The organism is Moorena sp. SIO1F2 (assembly GCF_010672755.1).
Classification (GTDB): domain Bacteria; phylum Cyanobacteriota; class Cyanobacteriia; order Cyanobacteriales; family Coleofasciculaceae; genus Moorena.
Window position 1 is genome coordinate 4,136 of the sequence record NZ_JAAHFV010000341.1, and the last position, 2,687, is coordinate 6,822.

At 49.1% G+C, this 2,687-nt stretch carries 1 protein-coding gene; it reads right to left on the reverse strand.

Annotated features, from left to right (window positions below; translation table 11 throughout):
• A partial coding sequence (locus F6J94_RS27570; protein ID WP_293046181.1) for an AAA-like domain-containing protein occupies nt 1-2,410 on the reverse strand: 2,410 nt, incomplete at its 3' end.
• Between the last annotated feature and the right edge of the window lie 277 nt (nt 2,411-2,687).

Consider the following 2,687-nt stretch of genomic DNA (forward strand, 5'->3'; position numbering starts at 1 on the left):
CGGTGTGGTCCGATGAAGCAGTGGCCAGCCTCTGTCCATCCGGGCTGAAGGCTACACTTAATACCGAGTCCTGATGCCCGGTGAGCACGGCGATTTCATTGCCCTGGTTGTCCCAAATTCTGGCGGTGCCCTCTGCTGAAGCAGTGGCCAGCCTCTGTCCATCCGGGCTGAAGGCTACACTTAATACCCTAGACTGATGCCCGCTGAGCACGGCGATTTCATTGCCCTGGTTGTCCCAAATTCTGGCGGTGCCGTCTGCTGAAGCAGTGGCCAGCCTCTGTCCATCCGGGCTGAAGGCTACACTTAATACCCTAGACTGATGCCCGGTGAGCACGGCGATTTCATTGCCCTGGTTGTCCCAAATTCTGGCAGTGCCGTCTGCTGAAGCAGTGGCCAGCCTCTGTCCATCCGGGCTGAAGGCTACATCCGTTACCCTGTCCTGATGCCCGCTGAGCACGGCGATTTGATTGCCCTGTAAGTCCCAAATTCTGGCGGTGCCGTCTGCTGAAGCAGTGGCCAGCCTCTGTCCATCCGGGCTGAAGGCTACATCCGTTACCCTGTCCTGATGCCCGCTGAGCACGGCGATTTGATTGCCCTGGTTATCCCAAATTCTGGCAGTGCCGTCTGCTGAAGCAGTGGCCAGCCTCTGTCCATCCGGGCTGAAGGCTACACTATCTACCCAGTCCTGATGCCCGGTGAGCACGGCAATTTCATTGCCCTGGTTGTCCCAAATTCTGGCAGTGTTGTCCCCTGAAGCAGTGGCCAGCCTCTGTCCATCCGGGCTGAAGGCTACACTATCTACCCAGTCCTGATGCCCGGTGAGCACAGCCCCTTTTCGAAATTGACTAATACTCTGGTGGAGGACATTTATAGGACTAGTAGCAGGATATTGCTCCAGGGGGCGACCATCTGTTACTATATTGAATAGATCTTGCCCATTCTCCATGGCCTGGTACAAAAGGGTTTCCCCTGTTGTATTGGTGCCGTAGTAAACATTATTATCCGGTAACTGTCGTAAAATACCGAGGGCTTTCCGTTCTAGTCGTGTCAATAATTTGGCTTCTGCTAACAACGCTTCCGCTTCCTGTTTGGCCTTGGCTAATATCTCACTAGCCTCTTTCTCAGCTGCCAAAGCCTTTTGCACTTCTCGCTTATCTAAAACCTGACTAGCTCTTAAGAACTGGGAATCCAAATCGCTTAAGGCTTTTCCCTTCGACCATTGTTCCGCCTGGTCTAATGCTCCCCCCCGCAACAATCGAGACTCATCCTTACACCCAGAATCAAGCCAAGCGGTAAACGCCTCAGAGTAGGGGCGCAGTCTAGCCAATTCTTGATTGACCCAATCGGAATTGAAAACCTCACCATAAATCCGGTTGTTAACCTTTAAACAACCATGGCGCTCAACTACCAGCCCCGATAGCCTTAACTCCGTCTGTTCCTCACTGCCATCAGCAGCTATACACCCGTGATCCAACACTTGCTGATACAAACCCAACAGCATCCCAGCCCGTTGCTCATTCCTGAGAATGCGATCGCGTATAGTCTTCAAATGCTCCTGTTCATCCTGGGCTTCCCAATTGTCAATGATCTGCCTACGCACTATCTGGTCTAGGGAAAGACTATTGCCCGATTCCGAAGTCTCGACCACCAAACGACACACGCGCTGGGTAAGAAACGGTTGTCCCCCCGTCCAGTCTACTATCTCACCTAAGACCTGTTCAGGATTATTAACTTTACCTTCCAAACCCGGAACCAAAGGCTGTTTGGCCTCCTCAAAGGTAAACCCAGTCAACCGAATATCTCGACCAATATTAAACGGAGTCCGCTGTTTATCCTGAATTAAATCTGCGGCAGTTGCCACCCCCAGTAAACAAAACCTTAGACGATTGTAAGCTGGATTTTCGGCTCGTTGATTGTAACAGGCTCTAATTAACGCAAAGAAATCATCTTTAAACTTAACTTTAATAATACTATCAATCTCATCCAGAAAAATAACAATCGGTTGACTTAGTTCGTTTAGGATAACCGACTCAATAAACTCATCTAACCACTGCACTGGCGAGAATCTATCACGCTCTTTTAACCAAGGAATTACCTGGACTTTTCCCTTTAATTCAAAACTCTTGGCAAGACTTCTAATCAAACTGCCATACCACTTCTCGGAGGTTACGTCATTGCCAATCCTGGTAACATCAATAGAGGCACAAGCTACTCCCGCCTTTGTGAGCTTTTCCATGGTTCGCACCCGCAAACTGGACTTCCCCATCTGTCGGGAATTGAGCACATAACAAAACTCCCCAGCCATCAATGCCTGAAAAAGATCGTGATCAGCTTTTCGGGTGACATAAGTGGGTTCATCTTGAGGTAAACTACCTCCTACTTTGTAGATTATTGATTGTTGATTGGTCATTACAGCGGTTTGCAATTCGGTGAGGTACAAATTTCTGGGTTTTAGGGAGCAGGGAGTAGGGAGTAGGGAGCAGTGATAAGAGTGTACCAAGTGTGGGAAGTCTGGGAAGTCTGGGAAGTCTGGCGAGATAGGATAGAGAACAAGTAGTTTTCAATAATTAGGTATAGTTAAAGATAGTTTTGCTCATTGTTATCGTACTTATTGCTATGTTGATAATAATGATATTACCCCTACTCCCTACTCCCTACTCCCTACTCCCTACTCCCTACTCCCTACT